Source organism: Streptomyces sp. NPDC107765 (genome assembly GCF_055657085.1).
Window position 1 is genome coordinate 525,463 of sequence record NZ_JBVKBL010000002.1, and the last position, 14,266, is coordinate 539,728.

Here is a 14,266-nt window from a genome sequence, read left to right on the forward strand (position 1 = left end):
AATGCGCTGAGCCGTGGGTACGGGGGGAACCCCGGCTCTCGCGCAGCCGATGACCAGTCGGCTTCACTCAGTACTGCGTCACCGGCTCGAAAAACGTCACACCCCGCCGGAGGCCGTGCTGCTCGGGGTCGCCCCGGCGGGATCCGTGCTGGTCACGGACGGCGTGGGGGCGGGGGTGGAGGCGCTGGGGGCCGGGGCGGGCTGGTCACCCTCCTCGTCGCCGGAGCCGGCGGAGCCACCGGTCTGGCCGGTGCTGTCGGTGCCGCCGGTGGTCCCGGTGCCGCCGGTGAGGTTGCCGACCACGCCATCGTTGTCACCCGAGCCGCCACCGGACTGATAGCGCGCCAGATAGGCACGGCAGAAGGTGTGCACGTTGTCCGCGCCGCCGGCCCGGCGTTCGAGGCGCTGCCGCTTGTCGCGGTCCATGCGGTCCCGATTTCCGGACTCGTACTCCTGACAGAGAGTGAGCAGAAGTTTCTTCTTGGCGCCGCGGCCGGGGTCGGTCTTCTTGCCGCCCTGGCCGCCGTTCTTGCCGGGGGTACCGCTGCCCGGCACCTGGGGCGCGCCGGGACTGGCCCCGGGCGTCGCGGTGTCGGAGGGCGCGGGGGACGTCCCGCCGTGCGTGGCGTCGGGCGTGCGGCCCGTGGTGCCGTCGGTCTGGGCCTCGCCGGGGTCAGTGGGGGCCACCGGTCCGGGCGTCCGCGCGGAGGAGGCACTGGAGCCCGGGCCGGGGTCCTCGCCACCGCGGAAAGGGCCGGGCAGGACTCCCGCCCCGGCCGCGACGGCGACCCCGCCGATGGCGCAGGCCGCGAGCGCGACGGCGAAGCCGCGCCGGAAGGGGCGGGCGAACCGGGTGCGTTCGGCAACGGCGGCGGTGTGGAGCGTCGACACGGCGGCGTCGGGGCCGCGGCGCGCCGAACGGGCACCGGAGCCGTGCGGAACGTGCCGGCGGAAGGCGGCGACGGCGTCCTCTTCGCCGGGCAGCGGCGCGGCCTCGGGGGCCCGCGCGCCGACCGCGGCGGCGGCCGCCAGCAGCTGTTCGAGTTCCTGTGCGCCGGCGTCGTACGGGGAACTGACCCGTTCACCACGCAGCAGTCGCTCCGCAGTGTCCTTGTCGAGCCAGTCGTACCGATCGTCGGCCATCACATGTCCTTCTGCGTTCGTGCGGCCGATTCCGTCACACCCCGTAGGCGGGAATCCGCCACGTCCCCGGTGCGCTGCTGCTCGGGGACGTGGTCCCCGGCGCCCTGCGGGTCGCCGATCAGTTCGGCGAGCTTCCGGAGTCCGCGGTGTGCGGCGGTGCGTACCGCACCGGGCCGTTTGCCGAGCACCTCGGCCGCGCTCTTGGCGTCGAGCCCGACCACCACCCGGAGCACCACGGCCTCGGCCTGGTCCTGCGGCAGCCGGGATATCAGCTGCATGGTGCGGCCGGTGCCGAGGGCCTCCAGGGCCTCACCGGCGGTGTCGGACGTCGCCGGGGTGTCGGCCAGTTCGCTCTCGTCGCCGCCGATCGCCGGGCGCCGGCCGCGCATCCGGATGTGGTCCAGGGCGCGGTTGCGGGCGATCCGGGCGGCCCAGCCGCGGAAGCGGTCGGCGTCGCCGCTGAAGCGGGCGAGGTCGCGGGTTATCTGAAGCCAGGCCTCGGAGGTGACGTCCTCAACGTCCGCTTCGCTCACCAACGTCCGTACATACCCCAGAAGTCGGGGGTGTACGGCGCGGTAGACGGTACGGAACGCTGCCTCGTCGCCGTCCTGCGCCGCCTGTACGGCCACCGTCAGCCGGCGGTCGTCCGGCTGAATGTCGTCCCCTCGCACGGGTCCATCCTGTCGCACGTGGAATGTCCGCCGCCCGGTCCTTGCTGCTTCAGTGCTTCGCTTGCCGTGGATCGGGGCTCCGGGGAGAACCCCCGGTAACCCCGCCGTTCCTGCTGACCGTAACCCGTGCGCACTCCCGCTCCGCACCCGGGCCGGAGCGCGGACCGCACGGGACCGGAATACGGGGGACCGTGCGCCCACCGGCGCGGATGCGCACGTTACGGGCCTGGCCGGGCCCGCGTCCAGACCACTGGCCGTACCACCGCCCGCACCCCGTGTGACGCTTTCGGGCCGTCCGGCGCTGTACCGGATAGAGGGCCGTAACGGCCCTCCACGAACGACGGCCGGGGCCTCTCCTGTGGGGGGTGGCGGCCCCGGCCGTCCTCGTGGGTTCAGGCCGCCACGGAACTTGATGCCGAACCCACCACTCCCCGTCGAGAGCAATGTCAGCCCGTATCGGGGGGTGGCGGCCCCAGCCGTCCTCGTGGGTTCAGGCCCCCGGCCGGCTTGTTTCTCTCACCCGTTTCTTACCGGGTGGCGGCCCGCTCGGTGGTCGCGTTCCTCATCAACCGGACAATCCCGCCTTCTTGGCCAGGGCCCTGAAGGCCGTCCAGGACAGCGCCGGTGTCCCCGGGGCCCAGGTCTTCTGCGCCAGTGCCGCCAGCGGCAGCCGGATTCCGGCGGCCACCTGCGGGGCGGTCTGCGCCTGCGACCGGTCGCACCAGATCGCGAAGCGCGCGCCGGGGATCCGGTCCGGGCCGGTCATGGAGGCGGGGACGTTCACCGCCCGGGTGCCGCGGATGACCTTCGGCGTCCAGTCCCGGTAGATGCGCTCGCCGGTGGGATAGGTGAACTGGTTGGGCTGGCCGAGGACGTAGTAGAGGTACTCGTCGTTGAAGTTCAGCACGGTGCGGCCCTCGCGCAGGAACGCCTCGGGGGGACGCTTGCCGGCCTCCTTGCCGGTCCAGTAGGCGACCGTCCGGTTCTTGTCGGCGCTGATCGCGGGGCTGGAGAAGAAGCCGTCGTTCCAGGCCTCGATCCGGTTCTTGCCCTGCCCCTCGACGGTCTTCTGCCGGTCGTTGAGCCAACTGGTGGTCAGGTCCTCGATCGTGCCGTTGCTCCCGAACTTCTGCCGCGCGGCCCGGGCCAGCTGCGGGTACGAGGTGGACGGCGAGGACGACATCAGCGCCTGGTACTCGTCACCGCCCAGGTGCCAGTAGGCGGGGGCGCCCTTGGGGTTGGTGAACAGCTGGCTCATCTCGCGCAGCAGCGAGTCGATCAGCGGGCCCGCCTTGGGGTTGGAGATGTCGATCGCGCCCCGGATCACCCGGCCCGAGGCGTTGCGCAGCTGGAGGTCGGGGTAGTGGTCCAGCACGGCGCCGAGGTGGCCGGGCGAGTCCAGTTCCGGGACGACGGAGATGTGCAGGCTGCGCGCGAGCGCGACGATCCGGCGGACCTGCGCCTTGGTGAGGTGGTCGGCGGAGACCACCTCGGGGTGGGTGTCGCTCTGGATGCGGAAGCCCTGGTCGTCGGAGAAGTGCAGCTGGAACTGGTTGAGCTTGAGGTCGGCGATCTCCCGCAGCCGCGCCTCGATCCACGCCTCGGTGAACGGCTTGCGGGCGTTGTCCAGCGACATGCCGCGCTGCGGGCGGTCCGGACGGTCCTGGATGCTGCCCTCGGGGAGCCCGCCGGCGGCGCGTACGGCCTGCTTGACCGTGCGGGTGCCGTAGAAGATTCCGGCGTCGGTGGGGGCCGTGAGAGTGAGCCGGGTCCCTTTGGCGGTGAGGGTGTAGGCCTCGTCGTCGGCGCTCCGGGCGGGCAGGTTGTTGCCTTGCTCGGTGGCGTTCTTCGCGGAGAGCTTCACTTCGATGTCGCCGGGGTGGACCGGCTCGTCGCCGTAGACGACGGTCAGGCCGCCCAGGTCACGGGCCATCAGCGCGGCCTCGTCGGCGACGTTGCTCCGCTTGCCGGCCGGGACCACCACCCGGGCCCCCTTGGAGGGGCGCCAGCCGCGCCCCTCGGCCCGGTGGAACTTGCGGACAGCCGGGATGACCTGCGGCGTTCCGGTGACCGGCGGCCAACTCGGGGTCGCTGCGGCCGAGGGGTTCACCTTGGCGCTGGTGCTGCCGGGGGACTCGGTGCCGGCGGAGTGGGAGCAGCCGGCGAGCAGCAGCGCGCCGGTGAGCGCCGCGGCCGGCAGCGCGGCGCGCGACGGCCGCATCGGGTTCGACATCGTGCAATCCTCACTTTTCGGGGCGAAGGCATTGCCAGGTGTGCGGGGCCGGTCGTCCACCGGATACGCGGAAACTCTCTCCTCCGGGTGAAATTCGCGCATCCGTCGGACAGCTGTCGACCGGCGTCGTTAGCGTGGCGTCCTCGTTCGTCACCCCTTTCCCAGGGCCCTACTGGAACCGCCGGATACCGCTGGGGTGTCGTGTTCCACGCACCACCGCCACACCCGTCGCCGCTTCGTTCCGCGTCCCGGCGTCGGTCCGCTTCCCTCAGCTTCCGTCAGTCGCCCGCCCCGCACCTGTCGAACCGTTCCGATCGCATCCGTCCGAGGAGCCCACGCTGTCCGGTGACACCCCGGCCGCCCGGCCGACGCTGCGCCCCCAGTCCGCACGGTGCGGCATACCTTCGCAGGTCCCCTCCGCCGCCCTGCCGCGCCCCCGCCCCGACGGCACGGGGCTGCGCCGCCTCAATGCCCTGGACCGGGACGGGGCCCTGGCCGCGCTGCTGCGCTGCTGCGGCAGCCGCGAGTGGGCCGGCCAGCTCGCCGACCGGCGCCCGTACCGGGATCCGGAGGCCCTGCTCGCCGCCGCCGACCGGGCCTTCGCGGGCCTTCCGGCGGCCGGTCTGGACGAGGCGCTCGCCGCCGAGTCCCCGCCGCGGCCCCCGGCCGGCACCCATGGGCCCGGCGCACCGGCCGCCCGTACCGCCCTGAATGCTGCCTACGCCGCCTACGAGCAGCGCTTCCGTCATGCGTTCGTGATCTGCCTGGACGGCTGCCGGGAGGAGGAGGCGCTCGACCAGATCCTGTTCGGCATCCGCATGCGGCTGGGCAACGGCCCGGACGAGGAGCGGTCGGTCACCGCGGAGCAGCTCCGGAGGGTGGTCCGCGGCCGGCTGCGCCACCTCGCCCCCTGAGGCCGGCGCCCGCCGCGGTACGGGCACGAGCTCGCGGCAATCACGCCGTACGCCCCGCAAAGTCCGGTTCGTCCTTGTGTGATAGCCCGTTGGTGCCTGTTTGATCACACCTAAGGACCCCCGCGCGAGGAACCGACAGCTCGTCGATACGATGACGAGCGGCCGGTGGACCGTACCCGGCCGGGCCCGACCGACAGAGAAGCCGGCTGGCGCCCCAATCCCCGCTCCCGGAGGGTTTTTCCGTGCCGGCTGGAACGCTGTACCGCGGCCGGGAAGGCATGTGGTCCTGGGTGGCTCACCGAGTCACCGGCGTCCTCATCTTCTTCTTCCTGTTCGTACACGTCCTCGACACCGCTCTCGTCCGCGTCTCCCCCGACGCGTACGACAACGTCGTTGCGACCTACAAGACGCCGATCGTCAATGTGATGGAGTACGGCCTGGTGGCCGCCATCCTCTTCCACGCGCTCAACGGCCTGCGGGTCGTCCTGGTCGACTTCTGGTCGAAGGGCCCGAGGTACCAGAAGCAGATGCTGTGGACCGTCGTGGGTGTCTGGGTCGTGCTGATGGCCGGTGCCTTCTACCCCGTGCTGCAGCACACCCTGCGCACGCTGTTCGGGAGCTGACGCGAGATGTCCGCTGAAACCACTTCCGCAGGCGCCACCGCGAGCGACGTCCGCCTCTACGACGTGGACAACCCGGCCCCGGTCATCGAGCCGCCGCGCAAGCGCACCAAGAAGACCGGCCGCGCCTCCCGGGGCAACTTCGAGATGCAGGCCTGGCTGTTCATGCGGCTGTCCGGCATCGTGCTGGTCGTCCTGGTCCTGGGCCACCTGCTGATCCAGCTCGTGCTCGACGGCGGTGTCTCCAAGATCGGCTTCGCCTTCGTCGCCGGCCGCTGGGCCTCGCCGTTCTGGCAGGTCTGGGACCTGCTGATGCTGTGGCTGGCCATGCTGCACGGCGCCAACGGCCTGCGCACCGTCATCAACGACTACGCGCAGCGGGACAACACCCGCTTCTGGCTGAAGATGCTGCTGTACACCGCGACGGTGTTCACCGTCCTTCTGGGCACGCTGGTGATCTTCACCTTCGACCCGAACATCTCCTGAAGCCGGGGCTGACTGGAACCATGAAGATCCACAAGTACGACACCGTCATCGTCGGCGCCGGTGGCGCGGGCATGCGTGCCGCCATCGAGGCGACCAAGCGCAGCCGCACCGCGGTCCTGACGAAGCTCTACCCGACCCGCTCCCACACCGGCGCCGCCCAGGGCGGTATGGCCGCCGCCCTCGCGAACGTCGAGGAGGACAACTGGGAGTGGCACACCTTCGACACGGTCAAGGGCGGTGACTACCTGGTCGACCAGGACGCCGCCGAGATCCTCGCGAAGGAGGCCATCGACTCGGTCCTCGACCTGGAGAAGATGGGCCTGCCGTTCAACCGCACGCCGGACGGCACGATCGACCAGCGCCGCTTCGGCGGTCACTCCCGCAACCACGGTGAGGCCCCGGTCCGCCGGTCGTGCTACGCGGCCGACCGCACCGGCCACATGATCCTCCAGACGCTGTACCAGAACTGCGTCAAGGAGGGCGTGGAGTTCTTCAACGAGTTCTACGTCCTCGACCAGCTGATCACCGAGGTCGACGGCGTCAAGAAGTCGGCCGGTGTGGTGGCGTACGAGCTCGCCACCGGCGAGATCCACGTCTTCCAGGCGAAGGCCGTCATCTACGCCTCCGGCGGCTGCGGCAAGTTCTTCAAGGTGACGTCCAACGCGCACACCCTGACCGGTGACGGCCAGGCCGCGGTCTACCGCCGCGGGCTGCCGCTGGAGGACATGGAGTTCTTCCAGTTCCACCCGACCGGCATCTGGCGCATGGGCATCCTGCTGACGGAGGGCGCCCGCGGTGAGGGCGGCATCCTCCGCAACAAGGACGGCGAGCGCTTCATGGAGAAGTACGCGCCGGTCATGAAGGACCTCGCGTCCCGCGACGTCGTCTCGCGCTCCATCTACACCGAGATCCGCGAGGGCCGGGGCTGCGGTCCCGAGGGCGACCACGTCTACCTCGACCTGACGCACCTCCCGCCGGAGCAGCTGGACGCCAAGCTCCCGGACATCACCGAGTTCGCGCGGACGTACCTCGGCATCGAGCCCTACACGGACCCGATCCCGATCCAGCCGACCGCGCACTACGCCATGGGCGGCATCCCGACGAACGTCGAGGGTGAGGTCCTGGCGGACAACACCACCGTCGTCCCCGGCCTGTACGCGGCCGGCGAGGTCGCCTGCGTGTCCGTGCACGGCGCGAACCGTCTCGGCACGAACTCGCTGCTGGACATCAACGTCTTCGGCCGCCGGGCCGGCATCGCCGCGGCGGAGTACTCGGCCACCGCCGACTTCGTCGAGCTCCCCGAGGACCCGGCGAAGCTGGTCGAGGAGCAGGTCGAGCGGCTGCGCACCGCCACCGGCAGCGAGCGGGTCACCGAGATCCGCAAGGAGCTGCAGGAGACCATGGACGCCAACGTGATGGTGTTCCGCACCGAGCAGACGATCAAGACCGCGGTCGAGAAGATCGGCGAGCTGCGCGAGCGGTACCTGAACGTGTCGATCCAGGACAAGGGCAAGCGGTTCAACACCGACCTGCTGGAGGCCATCGAGCTGGGCAACCTGCTCGACCTGGCCGAGGTCATGGCCGTGTCCGCACTGGCCCGCAAGGAGTCCCGCGGCGGTCACTACCGCGAGGACTACCCCAACCGCGACGACGTCAACTTCATGCGGCACACCATGGCGTACCGCGAGGTGGGCGACGACGGCGCCGAGTCGATCCGTCTCGACTACAAGCCGGTCGTGCAGACCCGCTACCAGCCGATGGAGCGTAAGTACTGATGGCTACCCCGACCCTGGACAAGGCGGCCGAGGCAGACAAGCCCGAGCCCGGCTTCGCCGACTCCCCGTACATCACGGTCACCTTCCGGATCCGCCGGTTCAACCCGGAGGTCTCCGAGGAGGCCAGCTGGCAGGACTTCCAGCTGGAGATCGACCCCAAGGAGCGCGTCCTGGACGCCCTCCACAAGATCAAGTGGGAGCTGGACGGGTCGCTGACCTTCCGCCGTTCCTGCGCCCACGGCATCTGCGGTTCGGACGCCATGCGGATCAACGGCCGCAACCGTCTCGCCTGCAAGACGCTGATCAAGGACATCAACCCGGAGAAGCCGATCACGGTCGAGGCCATAAAGGGCCTGACGGTGCTGAAGGACCTTGTCGTCGACATGGAGCCCTTCTTCCAGGCCTACCGCGACGTGATGCCCTTCCTCATCACGACCGGCAACGAGCCGACCCGTGAGCGCCGGCAGTCCGCCGAGGACCGCGAGCGCTTCGACGACACCACCAAGTGCATCCTGTGCGCCGCCTGCACGTCCTCGTGCCCGGTGTTCTGGAACGACGGCCAGTACTTCGGCCCGGCGGCGATCGTCAACGCGCACCGCTTCATCTTCGACTCGCGCGACGAGGGCGGCGAGCAGCGCCTGGAGATCCTCAACGACAAGGACGGCGTCTGGCGCTGCCGGACGACCTTCAACTGCTCCGAGGCGTGCCCGCGCGGCATCGAGGTCACCAAGGCCATCCAGGAGGTCAAGCGGGCGCTGATCACCCGGCGCTTCTAGTACCGCCGTTCAGCGCCGGACGGCGGCCCGGGCCCCGGCCCGGACGCCGGCCGGGGCCGGAACGTCCCCGAGGGCCCCGCCCCCGTACGCACGGGAGCGGGGCCCTTCGGCGTGCCCGGCCGCCTCCGGCTCCGCCGCCGGGTACACCAGCACCGGCGGCAGCGCGTCGTCCACCAGCGCGATGGGCACGCCCCGGCAGAAGTACGAGGGCACGAACACCAGCCCCCGCCCCTGGAGGAACAGCTCCCGCTCCACCGGGTAGGCCACCTCCAGCACCGGCGGCCGCCAGCGCATCGCCGGCCCGAACGTCCGCAGCATCGCCTCCGCCCCGGACTGCGCCAGGGCGTGCACCCGCAACGCCCGGTCCGCGCCCACCCGCCCGGCGATCCGCGGCCAGGCCGGCGCGACCGCGAGGTGGTGGTACGTCCGCAGGCTGCGCGCCAGTTGGCGCAGCGCGGCCGGTTCGCCGTCCCCGATCCCGCGCGCCTCGCCCGGCAGCGCCCGGTGCCCGGCCAGCAGCGCCACCTCGGCGCGCAGCCGCGTGCGCGGGGTGCGCATCACCGCCTCCAGGCCCGGTTCGACGCCCTCCAGCGCCGCGTAGGGCGTGAGGAAGTCAGGGAAGTAGCCGCGCAGCGGCACCAGCGGGAACAGGGTCCGCAGCGGGCCGGGGCCGTGCCGCACCGCGTGCTGCCGCCAGGCGGCCAGCGCCGGCTCGCCGCGGTCCTCCCGCAGGATCTGCAGGCTCAGCACGGTCTCCCAGAGCGGGTCGGCGCCCTCCGCCACCCTCGTACGCGCCAGATCCTGCCCGGTGAAGTGCACTCGTAACACGGCAGCCCCCTGCTTCCCCACCGCTCCCCCGAACGGCGTGCACACGAGGATCGGCCGGACGGGCGGCTCATGGCAAGCGGAAAGCACAAGAAGGATCGGAAAGAACGCAAGGAGCTTTACGGCCTTCTTCGGGGCGGGGCGCCCGGTCCCGTCAGGCCGAGCGCAGGGCCATCGACGCCAGTGCCGCGTCCTCCTCCCGGCGCTTCCGCATGACCTGCGCATACGCCGTCAGGGCCGCCCGCCGGCGGGTCAACTCGGCCATTTCCGAGTCCAGTTGGGCCATCCTCCGCTCTACGATCCCGGCCGAGAGTGCGCACGGGGTGAGGCCACCACCGCCCTGGGCGCAGGGCAGCAGCCCACGGATCTCCTCGGTGTTCAGCCCCGCGGCAAGCAGCTCCCGCACTCTGCGTACGGCCTCCACCGCCTCCTCGCCCCGATAGCGCCGATAGCCGTTCGCATCCCTCTCGGCACTCAGCAACCCCTGCTGCTCGTAGTAGCGCAGCACCCGCGTACTGACTCCCGTCCGCCGCGCCAGCTCCCCTATCCGCATCCGATTCCCCTTCAGGCGCCGGGGCCGAACGGGACGGCCCGGCACCGACTTGACCTTGACACCGGTGTCACACTGCAACCTCTTCCGCATGACGCAGATTCCCGCATCGCCGACCACCCTTCCGAAACTGTCCACCACCGTCGCCGGTGACCCCGCCGGGCCCGGCCTCCTGCTGGCCCACGGCGCGACCGGCAGCGTCGGGAGCAACTACGGCGCCCTCATCCCGGCCCTGACCGCCACCGGCCACCACGTCGTGGCCCCCGACTACCCCGGCTCGGGCAACACCCCGCGCGCCACCGGCCCGTTGGAGCTCGACGCCCTGGCCGACGCCCTGGTCGCCGAGGCCACCGAGGCCGGTATGGACTCCTTCACCCTGATCGGCTACTCGATGGGCACCGCCGTGTCCGTACGGGCCGCGGCCCGGCACCCCGAGCGGGTCCGCGGACTGGTCCTGACCGCCGGCCTCGCCAAGGCGGACGCCCGGACCACGGTCTGGCTCGACCTCTGGCTGCACCTCTTGGAGCGCGGGGATCACGTCGGCTTCGCCCAGGCGCGGGCCCTGGCCGGCCTGACCCCGGAGAGCTTCAACGCCCTCTCCCCCGCCGAGCGCGCGGCCGTCCTGGACCCCGACCCGTCCCTGCCGCCCGCCGGCTCCGCCGAACAGGCCGCCCTGGTACGCGTCCTGGACACCACCGCCGACCTGCCCACGATCACCGTGCCCACGCTGGTCATCGCCACCACTCTGGACACCCTGCTGCACCCGTCCAACTCCCGCTACCTGGCCGACCACATCCCCGGCTCCGAGTACGCCGAGATCGCCACCGGCCACCTCCCGATGGTCGAACGTCCGGCGGAATGGCAGGAGTTGATCCACACCTTCCTGGCCAAGCACGGGCTGTGAGGCGGCGGTCCGGTACCCGCGAACGCATCTGCCGACCCCTGACGTTCGTCAGTACCGTCCGCGCACCGCCCTGCTTACGCTCGGGCGCCATGAACCGTTTGCAGCACGGGAAGCACGTCCGCAACCAACTCCGCCGCGGGGCGGTGGCGTTGGCGCTCGCCGCCACGCTGCCGCTCCCGCTCGCCGGTGCCGCCCTCGCCGCCCCCCACGCGGGCCGGGCGGCTCCGGCCGCCGCCCCGGCTCCCGCGGCGGCCGCCACCCTGCACCTCCCGCGCCCCACCGGCCCCTACGCCGTCGGACGCGACACCCTGCACCTCACCGACAAGCAGCGCCGGGACCCGTGGGTGCCCTCCGCGGGCGCACGGGAGCTGATGGCCTCGGTGTATTACCCGGCCCGCCCGGGCACCGGCCACCACAGCGCCCCGTACATGAAGACCAAGGAGGCCCAGCTCCTCCTCCAGGGCATCCACCGCGCCGACGCCCCGCTGACCAAGGCGCTCGCCGCCACCCGTACCCACTCCCGCACCGACGCCCGGCCGGCCCCCGGAACCCATCCGCTGGTGGTGCTCTCCCCCGGCTTCTCCCTCAACCGCGCCACGCTCTCCCTGCTCTCCGAGGAACTCGCCTCGCACGGCTACGTCGTCGCCCTCCTCGACCACGCCTACGAGTCCTTCGGCACGGCCTTCCCCGGCGGCCGCACCCTCACCTGTGTCGCCTGCGACACGGTCGAGAAGGCGCCCGAGGGCGCCCAGAAGCGGCTGATGGCCAAGGTCGCCACCGGCCGCGCCGCCGACATCCGCTTCGTGCTCGACGTCCTGACGAGGCCGGGTGGCCACGGGAAGCGGACCGCATGGCGCTACTCCGCCATGATCGACACCCGGCGGATCGGCGTCGCCGGCCACTCCATCGGCGGCAACGCCGCCTCGGCCGCCATGGCCGCCGACCCCCGTATCCGGGCCGGCATCAACATGGACGGCACGTTCTCCGCGCCCGTCCCCCGCGCCGGGCTCGACGGCCGACCGTTCCTGATGCTCGGCACGCTCAACGGCCACTCGCCGCACGACGAGGACGCCAGCTGGCTACGTGCCTGGCGGCGGCTGGACGGCTGGAAGCGCTGGCTCACGGTCCGCGACGCCGGACACTTCACCTTCATCGACATCCCGGTCCTGGGCGGCCAGCTCGGCGTCACCGACCCCACCGCCCCGCTCCCCGGCAAACGCTCCGGGGAGATCACCCGCGACTACGTCACCGCCTTCTTCGACCAGCACCTGCGCGGCCTCCCGCGCCCGCTGCTGAACGGCCCGTCCGCGGCCAACCCGGAGGTCCTGTTCCAGAACCCGTGAGGTGCGGCGGGGGTGTGCGGGATGCCCTCGGGCGTTGAGGGAGTCCCCTCGCACGCCCCCACACGCCCTCGCTCACCCGGCTCACCCGGCTCAGCCGTCAAGCACCTTGCCGAGAAACTCGTCCAGGTTGCGCACCGTCCGCTCGATCCGCGCCTCCAGCGGCAGCGTCTCCTCGTGCCGCCCGGCGAGCTGGGACCGCTTGCGCCCACGCACGTAGAGGGAGCACGCCAGATCAGCACAGAAATACGCGCCGACGGTGTTCCCCTGCCGCCCGGCGGCTCCCGCCCGGCGCGCCGCGAGCAGGCTGACACCGGATCCCGGATGGCCGGTCACACACACCGAGCACACCGTCGTCTTGGTGAAACTCCGCCGTACCCCCTGCGGCACCCGCAACGTCACTCCGACGAGCCCGTCGCCGTGCGGCGCGACCAGATAACCCCGGTCCGGCGCACCCGGATCCCGCCACCCGAGGAAGTCGAGATCCTCCCAGCGAAGGTCACCCAGCCCCACCGGCAGATTGATCCGGCTCGCCTCCCCCTTCGAGCAATTCACAAAGGAGGCACGTATCGCTTTTTCACCTACGGGGTCCATGGTGTACGAAACTAACAGCGGGCGCCCGGAGGCGTCGTCCCATTTATTCGCCCCCGGGAACGACGGTTCGCAGATTTCTTCGCTGCCGGGAACGACGGGCCGCAGAGCGCCGGCCTCAGGCCCGTCCTCTCCGGGGCCGCGGCGGCCGCCACTGCCAGAAGTGGTGGAGACATGCGCCGCGGCCGCTCCGGAGCGGAGCGGCCGCGGCAGTGGTACGGAGCGGAGGCTCAGCCCCAGGTCTGGTTGCCGGTCTTGTTGCGGCGGCGCACGGAGACCACGATGCCGATGATGATGCCGGCGACGACCAGGACACCGAGGGCGATGCCGCCGATGAGCAGGGCCGTCTGCTTGCCGCCCATGGGGGGATTGGGGTCGGAGGGCTTGTCGGCGGCCGTGTCGGAGTACTTGCCCTTCGGCATCGGCAGCGGGCCGGCCGCCGGGCCTGCCGCGATGTCCCGGCGCAGGGCGGGACCGGGCTGGATGAAGCCGTAGCCGTAGTGGGCGTCCGGGAGCTTGAGGTGCTTGGCCTTCTCGGCCTGCGCGAGACCGGCGGTCTTCACCAGGCGGTTGGCGATCTGACCGGGGGTGAGGTCGGGGAACTTCTGCTTGAGCAGGGCGGCGGCGGCCGATACGTAGGCGGTGGCGGCGGAACTGCCGTTCGCTGCGGTGTCGTAGTCGTGGTCGCTCTTGCCCATGGCGACGGCGACCTTCTCACCGGGAGCGAGCAGGTCGGTGTCCGCGTTGTAGTTGTTGGCGTCGGCCGCCTTGCCGTACTGGTCGACCGAGCCCACACCGATCACCCCGGGGCAGCCGACCGGGTAACTCTTGTGCGTCCAGCCGTCGTTCCCCACGCCGGCCACGACCACGACACCCTTGTCGAGGGCGTAGTGGATGGATTCGCAGGTGTCGCCCTGCAGGTCGCCGCCGTAGGACATGTTGATCACGTCTGCGCCGTGTTCCACGGCCCACCGCGTGGCCTGTCCGGAGTTCTTGTACTCCGGGACAGGAAGGATCTTGGCGTCGGGCGCCAGGCCCTTGACGCCTTCGGAGCCGCCCGGCCCGTGGCCGTGCCCCGCGATGATCCCGGCCATCGCGGTGCCGTGGTCGCGGATGTCCTCGTTCGGCTTGAGGTACTTGGCGCCCTCGGCCTCCGTCGCCTTTCCGAAGTCCGGCCCGGGAAGGAATTGCCCCGTCAGGTCCTGGTGGGTCGTACGGAAGCCGCTGTCGAGCACGGCCACCGTCACGCCCTTGCCGGTGGCCTCCTTCCAGAGCTGCTGGGCCCCGAACGCCTCCAGCGGCCACTGAGCCTTCCGCACCTCGTCCGCGGAGGCGGTCCCGCCCGCGGACAGCAGCAGTGCTCCGGTCAGCGCAGCACCCACCGTCGCGCGCAGTGTTCGGGTGACCCTCATCCTTCGCTCCTTCTTGCTGTGCTGTC

General features: G+C 71.5%; 14 protein-coding genes. 7 read left to right on the plus strand and 7 right to left on the minus strand.

Annotation, left to right across the window (positions count from 1 at the left end; all coding sequences use genetic code 11):
- Positions 1-96 precede the first annotated feature (96 nt).
- The 3 genes from ACZ7MX_RS06845 to ACZ7MX_RS06855 form a co-directional block, all read right to left on the minus strand.
- Positions 97-1,143: a hypothetical protein gene (locus tag ACZ7MX_RS06845; protein WP_472129988.1), complete on the minus strand. Its 1,047-nt coding sequence runs from the start codon at positions 1,141-1,143 to the stop codon at positions 97-99.
- Complete coding sequence (locus ACZ7MX_RS06850) at positions 1,143-1,814, minus strand: RNA polymerase sigma factor (protein ID WP_472129990.1); 672 nt, start codon at positions 1,812-1,814, stop codon at positions 1,143-1,145. Before ACZ7MX_RS06850 ends, ACZ7MX_RS06845 begins: the two co-directional genes overlap by 1 nt.
- Before the next feature lie 565 nt (positions 1,815-2,379).
- Positions 2,380-4,047: a beta-N-acetylhexosaminidase gene (locus tag ACZ7MX_RS06855; protein ID WP_472129992.1), complete on the minus strand. Its 1,668-nt coding sequence runs from the start codon at positions 4,045-4,047 to the stop codon at positions 2,380-2,382.
- 134 nt (positions 4,048-4,181) lie between these two features.
- On the opposite strand from ACZ7MX_RS06855, the gene ACZ7MX_RS06860 reads away from it, so the two are divergent.
- The 5 genes from ACZ7MX_RS06860 to ACZ7MX_RS06880 all read left to right on the plus strand — a co-directional run bounded on the left by ACZ7MX_RS06860 (position 4,182) and on the right by ACZ7MX_RS06880 (position 8,618).
- On the plus strand, positions 4,182-4,961 hold the full coding sequence (locus ACZ7MX_RS06860) for a 2-oxo-4-hydroxy-4-carboxy-5-ureidoimidazoline decarboxylase (protein ID WP_472129994.1): 780 nt from the start codon (positions 4,182-4,184) through the stop codon (positions 4,959-4,961).
- A gap of 242 nt (positions 4,962-5,203) precedes the next feature.
- Positions 5,204-5,584: a succinate dehydrogenase, cytochrome b556 subunit gene (gene sdhC, locus ACZ7MX_RS06865; protein ID WP_261956047.1), complete on the plus strand. Its 381-nt coding sequence runs from the start codon at positions 5,204-5,206 to the stop codon at positions 5,582-5,584.
- Between the two features lie 6 nt (positions 5,585-5,590).
- The gene (locus ACZ7MX_RS06870) at positions 5,591-6,067 is read left to right on the plus strand and encodes a succinate dehydrogenase hydrophobic membrane anchor subunit (protein WP_472129996.1); all 477 of its coding nucleotides are present in this window, start codon (positions 5,591-5,593) and stop codon (positions 6,065-6,067) included.
- Positions 6,068-6,087: 20 nt separating this feature from the next.
- Complete coding sequence (gene sdhA, locus ACZ7MX_RS06875) at positions 6,088-7,842, plus strand: succinate dehydrogenase flavoprotein subunit (RefSeq protein WP_201801825.1); 1,755 nt, start codon at positions 6,088-6,090, stop codon at positions 7,840-7,842.
- Positions 7,842-8,618 carry a succinate dehydrogenase iron-sulfur subunit gene (locus ACZ7MX_RS06880; protein WP_030416512.1) on the plus strand — a complete coding sequence of 259 codons (777 nt, stop codon included), beginning with the start codon at positions 7,842-7,844 and terminating at the stop codon, positions 8,616-8,618. The genes sdhA and ACZ7MX_RS06880 overlap by 1 nt, the downstream gene beginning before the upstream one ends.
- A 9-nt stretch (positions 8,619-8,627) precedes the next feature.
- On the opposite strand, the gene ACZ7MX_RS06885 is transcribed toward ACZ7MX_RS06880, so the two are convergent.
- Entirely contained in the window at positions 8,628-9,446 is an 819-nt protein-coding gene (locus ACZ7MX_RS06885; protein ID WP_472129999.1) for a hypothetical protein, read from the minus strand.
- Positions 9,447-9,597: 151 nt separating this feature from the next.
- Positions 9,598-9,996 carry a MerR family transcriptional regulator gene (locus ACZ7MX_RS06890; protein WP_472130001.1) on the minus strand — a complete coding sequence of 133 codons (399 nt, stop codon included), beginning with the start codon at positions 9,994-9,996 and terminating at the stop codon, positions 9,598-9,600.
- An 88-nt stretch (positions 9,997-10,084) separates the two neighbouring features.
- On the opposite strand from ACZ7MX_RS06890, the gene ACZ7MX_RS06895 reads away from it, so the two are divergent.
- Complete coding sequence (locus ACZ7MX_RS06895; RefSeq protein WP_472130002.1) at positions 10,085-10,897, plus strand: alpha/beta fold hydrolase; 813 nt, start codon at positions 10,085-10,087, stop codon at positions 10,895-10,897.
- An 89-nt stretch (positions 10,898-10,986) separates the two neighbouring features.
- Positions 10,987-12,240, plus strand: a complete 1,254-nt coding sequence (locus tag ACZ7MX_RS06900) for an alpha/beta hydrolase family protein (protein WP_472130004.1) — start codon at positions 10,987-10,989, stop codon at positions 12,238-12,240.
- A gap of 90 nt (positions 12,241-12,330) precedes the next feature.
- Here the strand turns inward: ACZ7MX_RS06900 and ACZ7MX_RS06905 are convergent, their stop codons facing one another.
- Both ACZ7MX_RS06905 and ACZ7MX_RS06910 read right to left on the minus strand, forming a co-directional pair.
- Positions 12,331-12,831, minus strand: a complete 501-nt coding sequence (locus ACZ7MX_RS06905) for an FBP domain-containing protein (protein ID WP_472130006.1) — start codon at positions 12,829-12,831, stop codon at positions 12,331-12,333.
- Positions 12,832-13,058: 227 nt separating this feature from the next.
- Entirely contained in the window at positions 13,059-14,240 is a 1,182-nt protein-coding gene (locus tag ACZ7MX_RS06910) for a S8 family serine peptidase (RefSeq protein WP_472130008.1), read from the minus strand.
- Positions 14,241-14,266 lie beyond the last annotated feature (26 nt).

Bases quoted from the DNA above. Each gene is read 5' to 3' on its own strand.
- ACZ7MX_RS06845 (WP_472129988.1), bottom strand. From the start codon at position 1,143: ATGGCCGACGATCGGTACGACTGGCTCGACAAGGACACTGCGGAGCGA.
- ACZ7MX_RS06855 (WP_472129992.1), bottom strand. From the start codon at position 4,047: ATGTCGAACCCGATGCGGCCGTCGCGCGCCGCGCTGCCGGCCGCGGCG.
- ACZ7MX_RS06870 (WP_472129996.1), top strand. From the start codon at position 5,591: ATGTCCGCTGAAACCACTTCCGCAGGCGCCACCGCGAGCGACGTCCGC.
- sdhA (WP_201801825.1), top strand. From the start codon at position 6,088: ATGAAGATCCACAAGTACGACACCGTCATCGTCGGCGCCGGTGGCGCG.
- ACZ7MX_RS06880 (WP_030416512.1), top strand. From the start codon at position 7,842: ATGGCTACCCCGACCCTGGACAAGGCGGCCGAGGCAGACAAGCCCGAG.
- ACZ7MX_RS06890 (WP_472130001.1), bottom strand. From the start codon at position 9,996: ATGCGGATAGGGGAGCTGGCGCGGCGGACGGGAGTCAGTACGCGGGTG.
- ACZ7MX_RS06895 (WP_472130002.1), top strand. From the start codon at position 10,085: ATGACGCAGATTCCCGCATCGCCGACCACCCTTCCGAAACTGTCCACC.
- ACZ7MX_RS06900 (WP_472130004.1), top strand. From the start codon at position 10,987: ATGAACCGTTTGCAGCACGGGAAGCACGTCCGCAACCAACTCCGCCGC.
- ACZ7MX_RS06905 (WP_472130006.1), bottom strand. From the start codon at position 12,831: ATGGACCCCGTAGGTGAAAAAGCGATACGTGCCTCCTTTGTGAATTGC.
- ACZ7MX_RS06910 (WP_472130008.1), bottom strand. From the start codon at position 14,240: ATGAGGGTCACCCGAACACTGCGCGCGACGGTGGGTGCTGCGCTGACC.